This window comes from Aneurinibacillus sp. XH2, from assembly GCF_001439585.2.
Taxonomy (GTDB): Bacteria; Bacillota; Bacilli; order Aneurinibacillales; family Aneurinibacillaceae; genus Aneurinibacillus; species Aneurinibacillus thermoaerophilus.
Genome location: NZ_CP014140.1, coordinates 1,096,875 through 1,114,068, shown reverse-complemented (window position 1 = coordinate 1,114,068; position 17,194 = coordinate 1,096,875). Strand labels below are relative to the sequence as shown.

Below are 17,194 nucleotides of genomic sequence, written 5' to 3'. Positions count from 1 at the left end.
AAACACGTCTCCCCATTCTTCTTATTTCTTCTCTTGCTATTCTTCAATCTTCCGGCGGCGCTCTTTGGGCAACGATTTTTCCCGTTCAAGTCGCATTTTCTTTTCACCTAAACAACAGGTAAAGCCGTTTCAAAAACAGCTTCAAGAAATCATAAAAAACAAAGCTTTATATCCTGTTTTCTTTACCGGAATTTGCATGATCTCATTACAAATGGTAATTGTTGGACATTTGACGATTTTTCTTACCAACACCGAATCATTATCGCCGATGCTGGCGGGACAAATCTTTTCGGTTTCGTTGTTTTTGGGAATGGTAGGGCGGATTATTTTGGCATCGATTAGCGATTATTTTTACAGAGGAAATCGCAGGAAACCGCTTTTATTTTCTGTTCTAGCAGCTTTTGCTTCCGTATTAATCTTCACAATGAATATACATACTTTACCGCTTTGGAGTTTATTTTTGCTTAGCGGTTGGTTAGGTTTCTTCGGTATAGGTTGGTATAGCCTTTTTATCGTTGAAGTTGCTGAAAAATCATCAGAAGATTCAGTTGGTGTAACTGTCAGTTTTGCACTTACTTTAAATCAATTCGCTATCATTTCAGCCCCGCCTATTTTTGGATTCATTGTGGATGTAAAAGGATATACCTGGGCATGGTTAAGCATAGCTTTTTTACTTCTTCTCTCAGGAATCGGGTTATTGAAAAACAAAAATTGCTAAAAAGGGTTCTTACCACTAGATTATTGACAAATTAATAGGGTAACAGTCTGTGAAGCCTTAAGTCTTTGATTTTCTCGGAACACGTCTATGAACCGCTCTGATTCGAAAATAAGCGCTCCGTCACCTTCTGCACCGCGTCCTGCGATGCATCAGATTGAAGACAAACTCCCTTTCTGCAAGGGGAATTTGTCTTCAATCTAAATTCATACAATCATACCCAGCGCAATTCTTTGGGATAATGGTTTAACCCCATTTATGGCGTTCTGTACTATTGCGTTACATCCTTTTAAATCAGGGGATTAACGTTTTTTGTTGTGTTTTGTTGCTTTAAAATGTGTTAACTTTGTTGCCATATTGTCCCCAATGCTGTCCCCATAATATTCTTGCTTTTATTCAACTATTGATTCCCATCAGTTGCTCAAATTCTGATAAATCTTTTCATTGTTCAGGTTTACAAGCAAAGAAAATGATCAACGAATGGGAATAGTTATCTCTAGTCCCTTGACTACATCTGAAGGAAGAGCATTTTGATCTTGAGTAATAGGACGTATAGTTAAAGATTTGGGTGGTTCTTGAAAAGGTTGGTAGATCGCTTTCCAACGAACGGTTTCTTTCTCCCTATCTATTTTATTTTCCTCAGCTGATGAACTAAGAAGTCCTATTTTATTTCCTTTATCATCAATTACTTCAAAAATCGTCGAAAGTGCTCCGCTTGGTTGGATCAATTGCCCCACTAATTCAGTTGAGTTGACTGAGAATGTGACCTTTTCAAGTATTACGGTCATGTCTTTATACGTTTTTGTTAACATTGGTACAATTTGTTTATTTGAAGTGTCATTCTTCACAACTGGGAAGGAAAAAGACCAATCCCCCTTTATATCTCCAATCTGTGTAATAGCAAGATCGAACTTAAATTTGTCGGGTAATGGTTCACTTGTGCTAAAGTTAATGACGCCCACAGTATGATGGTCATCAATACGATGGCTCGCCCCGCCAGCCCCCCATTTCTCAAGTAAGTTTCCATTTATTTTTATAGCTTTTTCTTGATAAACCCTGTCAGGCAATTTATCAGGAGACTCCAGTATATATCCAACGGAGACCTGTGAGCCGTCATAAAAGACTTCCGTGATGGTAACCGTGATATCCTTGTCAGTCGCGACTTTCTGTATATTAGTGACTAAACCTTTTTCTTGGGCCTTTTTGAGTCCGTCACCACCCACAATACTAAATACCGATTGAATTAGAGGCATCTGTTTTAGAGTTTGGGCAAAACCGGGGTATGTAACACCGACTCCTATTACCAACACTAGCGACGCTGCGGCAGCTGTTATGAGAACGCCCGTTTTTTTGAAAATTTCCCTTCTCCCATACGCAATAGAAGTAGTTACCGATTTTTGGAGTATGGGCCACGATTGTCTAGTTTTCAATTCTTTTTGTTCCTCTAATTTTTGAAACACACGTTTTTTGAAATTCTCAACATTTACAGTATGATTTTCGTGATAAAGTTTAGCAGCTTTGATTTGCTTGTCCAAACTCATGATATTCCTCCTCCCATACTTTTCTTAATCGTTCTCTGCCTCGTGCTAGTCTAGACTTCACTGTTCCTTCATTTATCCCAAGTATTTCGGAAATTTGTTTTAACGATAACTCTTCAAAGTAATACAGAATTATGGGGGTACGATAAGGTTCCAAAAGTTTTAGAACAACCTCGTACATTTTTTGATTAGACTCCATTGCTAAAAAGGTATCTTCCGAGCTAATATCAGCACGCTCAGGCAATAGTGCGGATATGATTTCCCTCCACCCTTTCCTTTGTGCCATTCTACACTCGTTAATGACAATTTTAGCAAGCCAAGGGAATGGGTCATGCTCTTCCTTGAATTGATCCATTTTTTCGTACACCTTAACAAAAGCATCCTGTACCTTATCCTCTGCTGTTCCCCACTCACGAACGTATGTATACGCAAGGCGAACTAAACGCTGAGTGTACAAATCCATCCATGTTTCTAGTCGTTTTTCACGCTCCAATTTTATCCTCACCATCCTTTCACCTGTATTATGCAAAAAAGCAGAAATAGGTTCCCAGTTTAAAAAAAAATAATTAAACCATTCACAACCAAAATATGGATATGACATCGACAAAAAACACCCTTTCAGGAGTTCTAAGATTCTGCAAGTTATTCCGCTATTCTGCCCGTTAGCCATCCATGCAGCACAAAAAAGTGCTGCACCATAGAGAATGACCCCCTGTCAAGTAGACAGGAATAAAAAAGCACTTTTAAGCAGCCTGAGTCCTATATTCATAAGGACTCAGGTTATTTAATTTCTTTTGGAAATGTTGATGGTTATAAAAACGAATATATTTGTGTACGGCATCTTTCACCTCTTCAACCGTGCGGAAAGAGTACAGATTGAAACACTCTGACTTGAAATGGCTGAAGAAGTTTTCCATGCTGCATATTGACTAATATAGCGGAAAAATACTAGCAGACTTACGTTTTCAAGATTATGGTCCATTAGCGAAAGCTATTTCCATTGGAGTTGCTTTACACGAAGGTCATTATTTTGGGCTAGCTAATCAATTGCTTGATCTAATTATCTGTCTTGGTCTTATAGGAATTACAATAAGCGGTGTGATCATGTGGTGGAAACGGAAACTAACTGGAAAATTCGGCACTCCATCCTTGCCAAAAGATTTTAAAATACAAAAAGGAGCCGCTTTTATTATCATTGTTTTTGGTGTCATTTTTCCGTTAGTTGAAATATCTCTATTAATTGTGTTAGCCTTAGATTGGCTCGTAATTAAAAGAATGCCGGCAATAAAGCAATGGATTGGATAGAGGATGCCATTGATGTAAATACTGTGTGCTGTAGGAGTTACTCATGTACCGTATCACAAGACTGATTCATCGCATAGCAGGAATAATCGGGGCCATTCTCATGCTGATTATGGCAATCACAGGATTGTTACTAAATCATCGATCATTCATTGGCTATAGTTCAGAAATGGAAATGAAGCTACAGAAATTTATATTTGGCCTTCACTCTGGAACAATAGGGAAAATGTCTATTGTATGGCTTACTGATGTAGGAGCGATTTGTATGATTGTGTTAAGTATGACAGGAATATGGATGTGGTTTAAAGGAGATCGCAAGATGAAACCTGTAGATACACGTTTAAAAAGGGGAAATGATGAATGAGAACCAAAAACGTTATATTTGCTTCACTTGTTTTGTTATTTGGTTTAGGACTAACTGGGTGTAGCTCTTCATCTCAACAACCAGCACAAGATCATGTTCATCATGAAGAAGGACAACCTCATCAGCATGAAGGTGGAGATACAACGAGTCCTAATAATACTCAAGTAGAGAAAGCAATCAAAGATGAAATACAAGGACTCGCTACCATTGAAAGCAATGTTAATAAAAATGATTTCCAAAGCGCTAGTACATTATTTGACCAAATTCATGAAGAGTATCATTCTGCTATACTCCCTTCAGTAAAAGCCAAAAACGCAAAATTAGCTGAGGATATGCATGGTAAATTTGATGCTTTAGAAGACGCTATTAAGAATAAGGATAAAACCAAAACGTCAAATATGATTAAAATAAATCGCGACAATCTCAATCAAGCTGCTAAAGAGTTAGGGATTTCATTAAAACAATAGGTTTGGATACAGCGAGCCAATGAAAACAAAAACAGAAGCAAGGAACGTATACACCAAAGAACAGGTAACGGCTCTGCTACAAGCAGTACGAGAAGAGGAGATTCAGATGTACTGGCAAATATGCTGAGCAATGAAAAAGGTAACCAACAATCATCTGGTCAGTACTTCATAGAATTTGCTCTTGTTAGATGATATAACGCTGCGCTTGTCTACAAATTGTCCCCAATTCCCCTCTTATAAAAGACAACCTGTAATATAGAAAAACCCCTTAATTAATAAGGGGTTTATGACTATGTTTCATACACTCACACCCAGCGCAATCCTTTGGGATAATGGTTCTTTAACTGTCCCTGCACCAGCTTGCCCCAGCCTAGCGGATAGCCATCCACCGTCACCACGTCCCAACCCTTTCCAGTCTTCTGCACAAACAGGCTTTCCCCTTTTAAATACCGGTACACTTCATCGCTGTCAGTGGAAAAGTTGACATTCCGCTTCCATTCTCCGGGCTTCAGTGCCAGCGCCAGTGCGTGTGAAGGTTCAAACCGATCCTTCTTAACGGTTCCCATATGCCAGCCCGCCCGCGCGATCTTGAGTCCTTTCAAACTTGGCAGACCATCCGCCAAAAGGTAGAGTTGTTCACCGAACAACGCATACTGTCCTTCGGGGATAAATGTCAGCGTTTCGCGACAGAATGCTTCAAATAATTTGCGCGTAGCTGCGGGAATCGGCTTTACCTTTCCTGCCCCCGGTTTTTCTGATCGCTCCCCAGTGCTAGCGCTCTTGCGCAGGCGGGCGAGAAAATGTCCCTCTCCGCTCAATTTGTGGGGCCAAAGGCGGTATGTATTCGCCAGTTTCCCACGCTCAAAGAAACATTCTCCCTGCGCCACCGGCTCCAGGGAAAATTCAGGGTGTGATAAAAGAAACCTTTCAATCTGCCATTCATTTTCTTCTTCCGAAAATGTACAGGTGGAATATACCATCACGCCGCCTGGCTTCAGCATGATGGAAGCCGATTCCAAAATATCCGCCTGCATGAATGCACAATGCCCTATCTTCTCTTCCGACCAATCATCGCACGCTTCCGGCAGCTTGCGGAACATCCCCTCGCCCGAGCACGGGGCATCCACCACAATCTTGTCAAAGAAACCGCGGAACCGTTCGGCCATACGTTCCGGCGTTTCATTCACCACTAAAATATTACGCGCCCCCCAGCGCTCCAGATTTTCTGAAAGCACTTTTACGCGGGTTGGGTGGATTTCATTCGCTACCAGCAAGCCGCTATTTCCAAGATAGCTGGAAATATGGGTTGATTTTCCACCTGGTGCTGCGCATAAATCAAGCACAATATCTCCTGGCTCTGGCTTGAGCGCTTCCACCACCGCCATTGCGCTTGGTTCTTGAATATAATATAGACCTGCTGCATGGTACGGATGCTTTCCAGGTCTATCCTTTTCATGATAATAAAACCCGAGCGGGCACCACGAAACCGGCGTCAAGGAAAACGGCATCTTTACGATGAATTCATCCAGCGGTACTTTCGCCGGATTCAGACGCAATCCATGCGCTGCGCTCCCGGTATAACTCGCGAGAAATGCTGCCGCCTCCTGTTCACCAATCATCTGCTTTATCCGTTGCACAAAACGTTCAGGTAACGCTGTCATTCTATCCATCCTTTTTTCTTGCTGTGATGCCAAATATATTACCAAAAATCGTCCAGAAAAACGAGGCAAAATGAACAGAAGGGCGGGTGCCCGGTTAAAAGCCGGACATCCGCCCTTTACATGAAACCAAAATTAGTTTGTTTTAATCGTTGTCTTGATATGGACGGTCGCGTTTTTCGCATCCCATTCCACACTTGCACCTAACGCTTCGCTTACGAAACGCAACGGCACCATTGTACGATTGTTAACGATAGTAGCTTTTTGGTTCAGCTTTACTTTCTTGCCGTTCACCACAGCATTTTGGTCACCGATTTTAATCATCACTTTCCGGTTTCCTTTCGTCGCATACACAGTTTGTTTCTTGGCATCCCACTTGATTTCGGCTCCCAGTGATTCGAAGATGCTGCGCAGCGGAACAACTGTGCGATTATTGATGATAATCGGCTTCTGGTTTGTAATCATAATTTTGCCATTTATTTTAATTACGATTACACTCGGCTTTTTCGCCTCTTCTTTAGGCTTGTCCTCTTTTCCAGGAGTGACCGTGACAGAATCCCCCGTCGTTACCGTAACCGAATCTCCTGTCGTTGCTTTCCATTGCTTTTCAATGTTATCCATAATATGCTGTCTCGCCGTTTCGTTTTTTACGTGCTCCAAAGCGTTTTCAAGGCCAGTTTTCTTCGTGGTTGATTCCTGTTTCTGCGGCTTGGCTGTAGCATCCGCCGTTTGTGCGAACACGGAAGTCCCTCCCGCAAGCAAAGTTGCCGCCAGCAAACTGCTTACAATTTTCTTATTCATGCCATTCTCTCCTTTTCATGATGATGTTTCGCCTGTACTGTCATAACTTTCGCAGAGAGGATATTTTTTCTGTCGCATTTTTCGACATAAATAAGAAAGGGCCCCGTCTATCATACAAATGGGGAATCGCTGTTACAGCTTTACAGCTTCAATAAGCGGATAAATTCCTTATTGCGATGTACTCTTTCCATTTCGTCTGCCAAATCATATTTTTTCAGCAAATGAAATACGTAATTCAACTCTTCCTGCGTGCGTCCACTTTCCAAGTACGTGGGCAGCACCGCAACAATGCGATCCGGCAAATGCGGTGCGATGACTTCCAGTTTTTTACGTATATCTTCAAGCGAATGATCAAGATTGCAGGTTGATTTTTGCTCCATATTATCTTCCTTTCCCTTCGATACGTCATACTAGGTTTGCGTCTATTTTATACGCACCTGCCTGTACCGCTGGACATATGTATGGCTATAGACCCGTTATCTCCTTCGGGTCCATCCTTGTTTATCCGGGTCTGTCATGCCTGTCTCGTATTCCGCATACAAATGGGATAGATGCAGACGGAAGGAGAAAAAAAATGCTCACTCTCGCGTTTCCTCTACTTGCGGGGCTTGGACTTTTCATGGGCGGCATGCATCTCATGCGACTCGGACTTTTTGCGCTCGCGGGCAAAAGCCTGCAAGGCTGGCTCACGCGCTTTACAAAAACGCCAACGCGCGGGCTCATCACAGGAACCATCGTGACAATGATTATCCAAAGCAGCAGCGCGGTAGCCATTGTAACCATCGGACTTGTAAACGCTAACCTGCTTTCGTTTCCGCAAACGGTAGGAATTATCCTTGGGACGAATATTGGGACGACCTTCACCACACAGCTCATCGCGCTTAATCCACAAAAATGGGCCCTTCCCATGTTCCTCATCGGCTGTTCCATTCTCTGGTTCCGCTCCCCCATCATACGGGCGATCGGCATATCCATATCCGGCTTTGGTTGCGTATTTCTTGGAATCCAGATGATGCAGATGATTGCTGTGCCATTGCAACATACACCGTTCTTTCTGTCAATGCTGGCGCGCCCAGAAGCAAGTTACTTCAACGGAATTTTCATCGGTACCATCTTCACGGCGCTTTTGCACAGCAGTTCGGCGGTAACAGCCATTACCATGGGATTTATGAATGAAAACATCCTTTCTCTTGGCATGGGAATCGCCATTATTCTCGGCAGCAATATCGGCACGTGCATAACGGCAGTACTGGCAGCGATCGGCGGCAATGCGGCAGCGAAGCAAGTCGCTTGGGTTCACGTATTCTTGAATATTGCGGGCGTTCTTCTGTTTCTGCCGTTCATTTCGCAACTTGGGACGCTAGTATCATTACTGACAAGCGATCCCGCGGTACAAATCGCCCACGCGCAAACGCTGTTCAATGTCATTTGTTCGCTCCTAGCGCTCCCGTTTGCGCATCCGATCGCAAAGGCAGCGCAATTTTTCATTAAAAAATAAGAAAAACTCACGATTTTATACCTCGCGAATTTTCTCTATCTGCACTAAGAGAGTAAGATAATGAATAATACGCCCCTTCTTCCTTCGCGCCTTTTCACTTTCCACTCCACATCGAACCATACAAAGGTGAAACAGCAAACACGAGTGTCCCACTCTTCGAATTTACTCAAATGTTTTGGGGATGCAGCTTTTGACATGGACGTACGATAAAATGGTAACTTTGTAGAAAGATAACACAAGCGCAGGAAGAAAGGGCATATTTTTTATCCTAGCTCCTTAGCATATTAATATTGCTCAGCGTTTGTGCCACCCTGAACGATAGCGACGCCACCACTCGTACCAATACGGGTCGCGCCGGCTTGAATCATCGCTTCCGCATCTTCAAAGGTACGTACACCACCGGACGCTTTAACACCCATCTCTTCGCCAACCGTTTTTCGCATCAATGCCACATCTTCCACCGTCGCACCGCCGCCTAAGAATCCAGTCGAAGTTTTGACAAAGTGCGCGCCCGCCTCTTTACTCAGGCGGCAAGCCCTCACTTTTTCCTCTTCCGTCAACAAACCGGTTTCAATAATTACTTTAACCAGCGCATCGTCACCAGCTACCGCCACAACCCCTGCGATATCCTGTAACACCGCTTCATCATCGCCCGATTTCAGCGCGCCGATATTGATAACCATATCGATCTCGTCTGCTCCGTCCTTAATCGCTCTCGCTGCTTCAAATGCTTTGACTTCAGCGATGCTTGCACCGAGTGGAAATCCGATTACGGTGGCGACTTTTATATCGCTGCCTACAAGATTCTGCTTTGCGCGTTCAACCCAATAAGGATTAATGCAAACAGCGAAAAATCGATGTTCTTTCGCTTCCTGGCATAGTTTATCGATCATCCCAGCTGTCGTTTCCGGCTTGAGCAACGTATGATCGATATAAGTTGCAAGCTTGCCCGGTTCCATTGTCATGATGTTTGCCCCTTTCGCGTACTAAGTCCTAACAGTTGATAGGCTTTTGCCAGAACGGAAATATTATTCTGGTACCCATGTTTCGTTTGTTTCTCCCATGCCGCTTCTGGCGACATCCATACTGCTGTGTTTATTTCTTCAAGTTGCGGCGCAAGCGTTCCCGACATCGCTTCCACAAGATAGTAATGAACTTCTTTTTTCACGGCCCCAACTTTCGGATGGTAATAGTTATAATAAATCGTTTCCAGCGGCTGGACAACCTTTCCTTCAATTCCTGTCTCCTCTTTGATCTCTCTAAGCGCGGTCTCCTCCATCGTCTCGCCCTCTTCCTGCTTTCCCTTCGGCAGAGACGCTTTTAAATACCTGTCTTCAATAATCATGAGTTCGATCTTGTTGTCTTTTGTTCTCCTATATACAACGCCTCCTGCTGAAACCTCCTTTGCCATTCAACATTCCTCCTTGCAAAAGCATCCTTTTTCAAAAGTTTATCTCACTCTGCCTGCCCTTTACCACTTTTTTTAGCATATTTATTCGTAGCCACCGCTCCTCTTCTATAAAGCCCGCTCGTCTGCCCCTAGTTTTTTCCATTCTTCCAAAACTTGTGTTCCGATGGTATCTTTAAACTGATAATAGACAGGCGCCAGGCGTTTTTTCCATGCTTCTTTCTCCTTATTTGTCTGCATATGAATATGAATCAAATTTTTTGCTTTCATTTCCGCGAGCGCCCTGTCGTTCATTTTTTTCGCGTACTGGCGAATCCAGGCCGTCGTTTCCGCCATTGCCGATTCAATTGCCGCCCGTTGCTTTGGGGACAACTTATCCCACGTCGTTTTATTTATTAATACAATATACCCAAGATAGCCATGATTACTAACTGTCATATGCCGCTGTACCTGGTATAAACGTTTGCTGTAAATATTGGATAGCGTATTTTCTTCTCCCTCCACGTTTTTGAACTGCAATTGCCGGTACAAATCATTAAAAGAATAGCTTTCCGCTTTCGCGCCCAGCGCCCTGAATTGTGCTTGAAGAATCGGGCTTGCCATAATCCGAAATTTCATCTGCTTAAAATCCTCTGGATCAATGAGCGGCCGATTGGCGGTCATCTGCTTAAAGCCATTATCCCAAAGCGCCAGGCCTTTAATATTTTCGTCATTGATGGCCTTAAATAACAATTGGCCAAGCCGCCCGTCCATCGCTTCTTTTACTTCGCTTTCGTTTTTGAACGCATATGGCAAGTCCATAATCATCCAAGCCGGATAGCGCGAGGACAGCTTAGAGGTGGCAGGCGCAATCATTTCGACTTTGCCTGTCTGCAAGGCCTGAAACTCTTTTTCGTCATCAAATAGTGTAGCGTTAGGATACACTCGGATTTCCACCATACCGTCCGTTTTTTCCCGAACAAGCTGAGCGAACCTAGAAACAGCTAAGCCTTTCGGCGTATTTTCTGCTACCACATGGCTGAAGCGAATGATAACTTTTTTGTCCAACCCTTCCTGTTCAGCATCATAATGTACAGGCTCTTTCGCGCTGAAGCCGAAACCGACAGCAATCGAAATGGCTAATCCTGCAAGCAGAAATACAATCAACCACCCAAGGGATTTCACGTTACATTCTCCTTTTCCTGCTTTCGTATTCCTATCATAGCATAAGAAAAACTCGCAGATATTGCACGCTCGTCCTTTTTCTTTCCATCAAAAAAGCGTCGGCTATATTCTAGCCGACGCGCAAATTGTTGCTAAAACAAACCGCCAATTAAGCGGAAACTTGTTCATTATACGAGCCGTTTTTGCTCTCTGTCTCTGTACGGAATTCATCTTCCATCTTCGCAACTACCACAGTAGCAACCCCATTGCCAATGAGGTTCGTAATCGCCCGCGCTTCTGACATAAAGCGGTCCACACCGAGAAGAAGCGCCATACCTTCAACCGGAATCGTCGGGAATACAGCCAATGTTGCCGCCAAAGTTACGAAACCCGAGCCCGTAACACCAGCTGCTCCTTTTGAAGTAAGCATCAAAATAGCGAGAAGCGTAATTTCCTGGGTAAGAGTCAAATCAACCCCATAAGCCTGAGCGATAAAGATGGCGGCCATAGATAAGTAAATGGCTGTACCATCCAAGTTAAATGAATAACCGGTAGGAAGCACAAGTCCAACAACAGATTTTGAACATCCGTACTTTTCCAGCTTTTCTATCATTTTTGGAAAGGCAGCTTCAGAAGAAGAAGTACCTAATACGAGAAGAATCTCTTCTTTGATGTATTTAAGAAAGCCAAAGATGCTAAATCCATATATTCTAGCTATTAAACCAAGTACAAGAATAATAAACAAAAACATTGTAATATAAACGGAACCCATTAGTTTTCCCAAATTGTGCAAAACTTCAATCCCAAAATTGCTAATTGTATAAGACATCGCGCCGAACGCTGCAATCGGGGAAACTTTCATGACCATATTTACAATACCAAACATGCCTTCTGTTAACTTTTCAAATAAATCAAGCACCGATTTTGCACGTTCTCCCATCGCCGTCAGCGATATGCCGAACAAAACAGCAACAAAAAGAATCGGCAGGAGTTCGCCGTTCGCTAAAGCTCCAAAAATGTTCTCTGGAATAATGCTCATTAAAAAGTCTATTATACCGTGGCTCGTTTCAGCAGCCTGTTTCGTATATTTCGTTATATCGCCTGTGGCCGCAGCTTTATCCATACCTTGTCCCGGCTTAATTATATTAACGACAATAATTCCGATAGCCAAAGCAATTGTACTTACGATCTCAAAGTAGATGAGCGCTTTTCCCCCAATGCGGCCAACTTTCTTTAAATCGCCCATCCCTGCAATTCCGACTACAATCGTAAGGAACACGATGGGGGCGATCACCATTTTAACCAGCTTAATAAAAATATCCGCCAAAACCTTCAATTGCGAGCCAAAGTCAGGGAAAAATTGTCCAACTAAAATCCCTAAAATAATGGCGCATATTACCTGCACGGTAAGATTTCTGAAATTTAGCCTCATTTTCTTTTTCATCCTATCCTCCCTTTCATTTACTCACGGTTACGCTCCGCTGAAGCGAAAGGAAGGAAGTGATGAAGTTCAAAAACGTTAACGGTTGCGATTGCAATAAGAACTGAAACCGTCCGTTTTTTTTGAATCTTCATCAAACCCTTCCCTTTGCTAATTATTTATCTTGTCTGATAGTTTTATGATAACGTTTGCAAAGGAAAGGAAGAAGTTTTCGTATTTATTAAACATTTTGTTCTTTTTGTTCATCAACCCACGTATACATTTTCATCGGGCGTCCTACCGTGCCGTATACCATATGCGATTTCGCCTTGCCAACCGATTCCAGATATTCGAGATAGCGGCGCACCGTGACGCGGGACATGCCGATGATCTGTCCGATGTCTTCTGCAGACAAATCCGTTTCCGCTTCCCGAAGGCAGTTGGATACTTGCTGAAGCGTAAACGCTTGGATCCCTTTTGGATAGTTCGTTTCTTCTTTTGTAGACTGCTTTTTGCCCGCAATGGCCAATGTGCGGGCGCCATCGAATATTGTCTGCGAAAATACGGCTGACTGATTACGGAGAAAATGCTCTTTATAACGCAAAAGCGCTTCCTTGATTCGTGAAAACTGGAAAGGCTTAAAAATATAATCAACGGCACCAAGACGCATGACACGCAGCACAGTGTCCCGATCGTTAGCCGCCGTTACCGCAATAACGTCCAAGTCAAACTCCTCCTGGCGAATAATGCGCAGCGTTTCCAGTCCGCCTTTGCCTGGCATGTATAAATCAAGAATAACAAGGTTCGGCGCCAGTCGTCTGATCTTTTCAATCGCTTCCTCCCCGTTCCTCGCCCAGCCTATTACTTTAAAACCTTCTACCTGCTCAATAAACGAGGCGTTAATCTCTTGTACCATCGGATCATCTTCGACTAATAAGACCGTAATCGGTTTGCTCATGTTGTTTCCTCCTTTCGCTCCATCGGAAGCTTTACGCGCACCCATGTGCCATATCCGACCATACTGTCCACTTCAATCTCGCCTCCGCTCCGTTCCACAATGGAAGAGACAAGATATAAGCCAATACCACGCTCGTCTTTTTGCTTCGTGGAGAAGCCTTTGGCAAAAATCTGATGCCGTATTTCTTCCGGGATTCCAATCCCGTTGTCCTCCACTTCAATCGTTAAATAGCTCTCGTCCTGCACGATCGACACATCCACCCGTCTTTCACGGTCGTTCATCTCAGATAACCCGTCAAACGCGTTTTCGATCAAGTTCCCGATAATAATCACAAGGTCATGGTAGGTAACCCCTTCCGGAAACATGCGAAATTCGCTATACGGATCGATACAAAGCGCAATATCCAGCTCTTTGGCTCGGCTAATCTTCCCGATCAAAAGTCCTGTCAAGTTTATGTCCTGAATGCGCCCGCTGATATAATGGGCCACATTTTCCTGCTCTTCGTCAAGCTGGAAAATGTAACGAAGCGCTTCCTGTTCCTTGCCCAGCTGGATCAACCCAGCAATCGTATGCAGTTTGTTACTGTGCTCATGATTTTTTGCGCGCAGCGCATCCACAAATGCCTTAACTCCGGTCAGTTCTTCCGCAAGGCGGGTCACTTCCGTCTTATCCTGGAAAATAGCGATAGCTCCTGCAATCTTCTCTTTGACACGAATCGGAATTCGATTGCTTAAAATCAGCGTATCGCCCACATAAAACTGCTGGTTATAAATCGGGCGGCCCAATTCAAGAATTTCTGGCAGGCGCGTGTCGGGAATAACATCGCGGATGTTTTCACCGATCGCCTTTCCTTTCACTTTCAGCATGCGCCGCGCCGCATCGTTAATCACGGTAATGCGTTCTTTGTCATCAATAGCAATAATGCCCTCATGGATGGCATGAAAAGCGGATGTACGTTCGTCCAATATCCGGGCCAGCTCCTGCGGCTCCAATTGGAATGTTTGCTTCTTAATATGGCTCGCCAGCAAATAAGAACCCCAGATACCAAAACAAAGCGTAAGCGAAAGAATAAGAACGATTTCTTTACTCATATCCTCAAGAATTGTGAGAATGTGAGGAACTGTATTCCCTACCATCACAACGCCGATCTGCTGATGTTCTTCATTCATAACCGGAGCGTACGCCCGCACTCCTTCGCCAAGACGGCCTTCGACCCGTTCGACATAGATATGTTCAGCAAACGCCGGCTTCGCTTCATTTACATTAAAATGTGTGCCGACACGACTTTCGATAGGATGCGAGAACCGCTTCCCGTTCATGTCAACTACGACAATGTAATCAGCCCCGTAGATAGCACGCACCTGTTCAATAAGCGGCTGGACACGCAACTCGCCGTTCAGCAACCCTACCGCGCGTTTGACTTCCGGCATTTGCGCTGTGACTTTAGCGATCAAGAGCGAGCGTTGGCCAACCTCTTCCACTTTCATACTAGAAATTTTACCCAAAAGAATCGTAGCGGCCATCAGCAGAGAAAATAGCACAATGCCAAATGCGAGCAGTGTAATTTTCCAACGGATAGGCCAGTTATTCAAATGAAACATACAGGACTCCTTTTCATGGTAGAAACATCTCAACTTGACGCTTTCCTTAAAAAATTATAAAAAGAATCACCATGAAAAAAAAGCGAAACTGCGGAAAACAGTTTCGCTTACGCCCTGTTTCGTTCAGCGTCTCATTACGCTTTGAGCGCTTCTTCACTGAGCACGCGGACGAACGTTCCTTTGCAATATTCAGAGCCCGGAGCGTCCAGACGAACTTTACAAATTTTTCCTACCAACGTTTCGTTAGCCGGGAAAACAAGCTTCAGATAATTGTCGGAATGGCCCACATACAGGCCGCTGTCCGTCGCTTCTTTGTACGGCTCTTCCGGAATCACTTCCAACACTTCGCCTACAAACTTGCTGGAATAATCCAGCGCCAGCTTATTAGATAGCTGAATCAACTCATGCACACGACGGTTTTTTACTTCTTCGTCCACCTGGTCTTCCATGCGAGCCGCCGGTGTACCGCTGCGCTTAGAATACGGAAAGACGTGCAGTTCGGCAAATTTCATTTCCTCAATGAAACGATACCCGTTCATAAACATTTCTTCCGTTTCACCTGGGAAACCGACGATAACGTCCGTCGTAATCGCCACGTCCGGCAACGCTTCATGCAATTGCTCAATTTTGCGGCGGTATTCATCCGTCGTGTACTTGCGGCGCATACGCTTCAAGACATAATCGTCACCCGCCTGCAACGGCACATGCAAATGACGGCACATCTTGTCGGAAGAATTGAGCACTTCGATGACTTCATCCGTAATCTGACTCGCTTCAATCGAGCTGATGCGGATACGTTTCAATCCCGGCACTTTGCTGTCAAGGTCGCGTAGCAGGCGCGCCAGATTATAATCTTCCAAGTCTTCACCATAACCGCCGGTGTGGATGCCAGTCAGCACGATTTCTTTATACCCTGCGGCCACCAGCTTGTTTGCCTGTTCGATCACACTTTCCGGCTTGCGGCTGCGCATTAAGCCGCGCGCCCACGGAATAATGCAAAACGTACAGAAGTTATTGCAGCCTTCCTGAATTTTTAGCGACGCGCGCGTACGATCCGTAAATTCCGGCACATCAAGCTCTTCGTATTCACGAGCCTTCATGATGTTCGTCACCGCATTAATCGGCTGACGCTCACGCAAATACTGGTTGACATAGTCAATCAGCTGGTCACGGCCGGACGTGCCCACAACGATATCTACACCCGGAATCGCCATAATCTCGTGCGGCGTCGTTTGCGCATAGCAACCCGTAACAGCAACAACCGCATCCGGGTTACGACGGATGGCACGACGAATAACCTGGCGGCTTTTCTTATCTCCCGTATTTGTGACCGTACATGTGTTAATAACATAGACATCCGCTTTTTGTTCAAAATCTATCTTTTCGTAGCCGGCCTGCTTAAACAACTGCCAAATCGCTTCAGTCTCATAGTGATTCACTTTACAACCAAGCGTGTGAAATGCTACAGTTGGCATCTCTCATCCAACTCCTTATTCGTGTAATACTTTGATATCCTGACATCCGTATCATAGTATGCCGGTATATCAAGCCAAATGTATAGACTCTCCACTCTCATCTGACTACTGCTGTTCAAACTGATAAGAAACGCAAGACAAGGCGTATAACGGTGCAGTTTCTGCGCGCAAAATCCGCCTTCCCAACGATACGCACAAAAACCCGGCCGCTTCCGCCTCTGCCACCTCTTTCTCGTCGAAACCGCCTTCCGGGCCGATAACAATCAAAATTTTCGAGCCGGGTGCCGCTTCAGCAAGAACGCGGTGCAGCGTGACCGTTTCTTCTTTCTCGTATGCAAATAAAGCATAATGAAAACGGGACGCGGATGCAAGAAGCTCGCGCCAAGTTAACACATTTTCTATAATGGGAACATGACTTCTATGCGACTGCTCAGCAGCTTCTTTGGCAATTTTTTGCCACCGTTCCAGCCGTCTTCTCTCCTTTTTTTCGTCGAGCTTAACAACCGTGCGCATAGAAGTGAACGCGCAAAAAGAAAAAGCACCGAGCTCAGTGCCTTTCTGAATGACTACCTCCATTTTATCACCTTTCACAAGCCCCTGTGCAATGGTAACTTGCACCGGAAGTTCGCGATTCGGCCCCTCTTCTCTCAAGATGCGCACACGCACGGCATTGGGTTGGATTTCCTCAATTACACCGCGCACGTCGCGTCCTTGTCCGTTGCAACAAATAATCTCATCGCCGCTCCTAAAGCGCATCACTTTTGCGATATGGTTTACGTCATCCCCGACAATCGTTACGTATTGTTCATTCATTTGCGAAGGATTCACAAAATAGCGCTGCATTCA

19 protein-coding genes are annotated in these 17,194 nt (G+C 44.4%); 5 read left to right on the top strand and 14 right to left on the bottom strand.

What is annotated here, in order from left to right:
* Positions 1 to 64 precede the first annotated feature (64 nt).
* Positions 65 to 718 carry an MFS transporter gene (locus ACH33_RS05405; RefSeq protein ID WP_057898084.1) on the top strand — a complete coding sequence of 218 codons (654 nt, stop codon included), beginning with the start codon at positions 65 to 67 and terminating at the stop codon, positions 716 to 718.
* A 470-nt stretch (positions 719 to 1,188) separates the two neighbouring features.
* Here the strand turns inward: ACH33_RS05405 and ACH33_RS05400 are convergent, their stop codons facing one another.
* The 3 genes from ACH33_RS05400 to ACH33_RS20530 form a co-directional block, all read right to left on the bottom strand.
* Positions 1,189 to 2,256 (bottom strand): DUF4179 domain-containing protein, encoded by a 1,068-nt coding sequence (locus tag ACH33_RS05400; protein WP_057898083.1) that lies wholly within the window; start codon positions 2,254 to 2,256, stop codon positions 1,189 to 1,191.
* Positions 2,225 to 2,854 carry an RNA polymerase sigma factor gene (locus tag ACH33_RS05395; protein WP_057898082.1) on the bottom strand — a complete coding sequence of 210 codons (630 nt, stop codon included), beginning with the start codon at positions 2,852 to 2,854 and terminating at the stop codon, positions 2,225 to 2,227. Before ACH33_RS05395 ends, ACH33_RS05400 begins: the two co-directional genes overlap by 32 nt.
* 142 nt (positions 2,855 to 2,996) lie before the next feature.
* The gene (locus ACH33_RS20530; protein ID WP_082705909.1) at positions 2,997 to 3,170 is read right to left on the bottom strand and encodes an IS3 family transposase; all 174 of its coding nucleotides are present in this window, start codon (positions 3,168 to 3,170) and stop codon (positions 2,997 to 2,999) included.
* Between the two features lie 28 nt (positions 3,171 to 3,198).
* Here ACH33_RS20530 and ACH33_RS20320 point away from each other — a divergent pair, with 28 nt between their 5' ends.
* From ACH33_RS20320 to ACH33_RS05380, 3 genes are read left to right on the top strand one after another with little or no spacing between them, the layout of a single operon-like run.
* Entirely contained in the window at positions 3,199 to 3,558 is a 360-nt protein-coding gene (locus ACH33_RS20320) for a PepSY domain-containing protein (protein ID WP_257721599.1), read from the top strand.
* A 43-nt stretch (positions 3,559 to 3,601) separates the two neighbouring features.
* Positions 3,602 to 3,919 carry a PepSY domain-containing protein gene (locus ACH33_RS05385; RefSeq protein ID WP_057898080.1) on the top strand — a complete coding sequence of 106 codons (318 nt, stop codon included), beginning with the start codon at positions 3,602 to 3,604 and terminating at the stop codon, positions 3,917 to 3,919.
* On the top strand, positions 3,916 to 4,386 hold the full coding sequence (locus ACH33_RS05380; protein WP_057898079.1) for a hypothetical protein: 471 nt from the start codon (positions 3,916 to 3,918) through the stop codon (positions 4,384 to 4,386). The genes ACH33_RS05385 and ACH33_RS05380 overlap by 4 nt, the downstream gene beginning before the upstream one ends.
* Before the next feature lie 305 nt (positions 4,387 to 4,691).
* Here the strand turns inward: ACH33_RS05380 and ACH33_RS05375 are convergent, their stop codons facing one another.
* From ACH33_RS05375 to ACH33_RS05365, 3 genes are all read right to left on the bottom strand, one after another.
* Positions 4,692 to 6,047 carry an RsmF rRNA methyltransferase first C-terminal domain-containing protein gene (locus ACH33_RS05375; RefSeq protein ID WP_057898078.1) on the bottom strand — a complete coding sequence of 452 codons (1,356 nt, stop codon included), beginning with the start codon at positions 6,045 to 6,047 and terminating at the stop codon, positions 4,692 to 4,694.
* A 132-nt stretch (positions 6,048 to 6,179) separates the two neighbouring features.
* Positions 6,180 to 6,845 carry a copper amine oxidase N-terminal domain-containing protein gene (locus ACH33_RS19820; protein WP_204244856.1) on the bottom strand — a complete coding sequence of 222 codons (666 nt, stop codon included), beginning with the start codon at positions 6,843 to 6,845 and terminating at the stop codon, positions 6,180 to 6,182.
* Positions 6,846 to 6,985: 140 nt separating this feature from the next.
* Positions 6,986 to 7,225, bottom strand: coding sequence for a hypothetical protein (locus ACH33_RS05365; protein ID WP_057898077.1), 240 nt, complete (start codon positions 7,223 to 7,225; stop codon positions 6,986 to 6,988).
* A gap of 194 nt (positions 7,226 to 7,419) precedes the next feature.
* Here ACH33_RS05365 and ACH33_RS05360 point away from each other — a divergent pair, with 194 nt between their 5' ends.
* Positions 7,420 to 8,343, top strand: coding sequence for a Na/Pi cotransporter family protein (locus tag ACH33_RS05360; protein WP_057898076.1), 924 nt, complete (start codon positions 7,420 to 7,422; stop codon positions 8,341 to 8,343).
* Positions 8,344 to 8,627: 284 nt separating this feature from the next.
* Here ACH33_RS05360 and deoC read toward each other — a convergent pair whose 3' ends face one another.
* The 8 genes from deoC to ACH33_RS05320 form a co-directional block, all read right to left on the bottom strand.
* Positions 8,628 to 9,308: a deoxyribose-phosphate aldolase gene (gene deoC / locus ACH33_RS05355; protein ID WP_057898075.1), complete on the bottom strand. Its 681-nt coding sequence runs from the start codon at positions 9,306 to 9,308 to the stop codon at positions 8,628 to 8,630.
* Positions 9,305 to 9,754, bottom strand: coding sequence for an NUDIX hydrolase (locus tag ACH33_RS05350; RefSeq protein ID WP_057898074.1), 450 nt, complete (start codon positions 9,752 to 9,754; stop codon positions 9,305 to 9,307). Before ACH33_RS05350 ends, deoC begins: the two co-directional genes overlap by 4 nt.
* A 105-nt stretch (positions 9,755 to 9,859) precedes the next feature.
* Positions 9,860 to 10,915 carry a DctP family TRAP transporter solute-binding subunit gene (locus tag ACH33_RS05345; RefSeq protein WP_057898073.1) on the bottom strand — a complete coding sequence of 352 codons (1,056 nt, stop codon included), beginning with the start codon at positions 10,913 to 10,915 and terminating at the stop codon, positions 9,860 to 9,862.
* Positions 10,916 to 11,063: 148 nt separating this feature from the next.
* Entirely contained in the window at positions 11,064 to 12,326 is a 1,263-nt protein-coding gene (locus tag ACH33_RS05340; protein WP_057900250.1) for a dicarboxylate/amino acid:cation symporter, read from the bottom strand.
* Positions 12,327 to 12,555: 229 nt separating this feature from the next.
* Positions 12,556 to 13,272 (bottom strand): response regulator, encoded by a 717-nt coding sequence (locus tag ACH33_RS05335; protein ID WP_057898072.1) that lies wholly within the window; start codon positions 13,270 to 13,272, stop codon positions 12,556 to 12,558.
* Positions 13,269 to 14,873: an ATP-binding protein gene (locus ACH33_RS05330; RefSeq protein WP_082705907.1), complete on the bottom strand. Its 1,605-nt coding sequence runs from the start codon at positions 14,871 to 14,873 to the stop codon at positions 13,269 to 13,271. Before ACH33_RS05330 ends, ACH33_RS05335 begins: the two co-directional genes overlap by 4 nt.
* Before the next feature lie 134 nt (positions 14,874 to 15,007).
* Complete coding sequence (mtaB, locus tag ACH33_RS05325) at positions 15,008 to 16,348, bottom strand: tRNA (N(6)-L-threonylcarbamoyladenosine(37)-C(2))-methylthiotransferase MtaB (RefSeq protein ID WP_057898071.1); 1,341 nt, start codon at positions 16,346 to 16,348, stop codon at positions 15,008 to 15,010.
* 105 nt (positions 16,349 to 16,453) lie between these two features.
* A complete protein-coding gene (locus ACH33_RS05320) occupies positions 16,454 to 17,191 on the bottom strand; it encodes a 16S rRNA (uracil(1498)-N(3))-methyltransferase (protein WP_057898070.1) in 738 nt (245 codons plus the stop codon).
* Positions 17,192 to 17,194 lie beyond the last annotated feature (3 nt).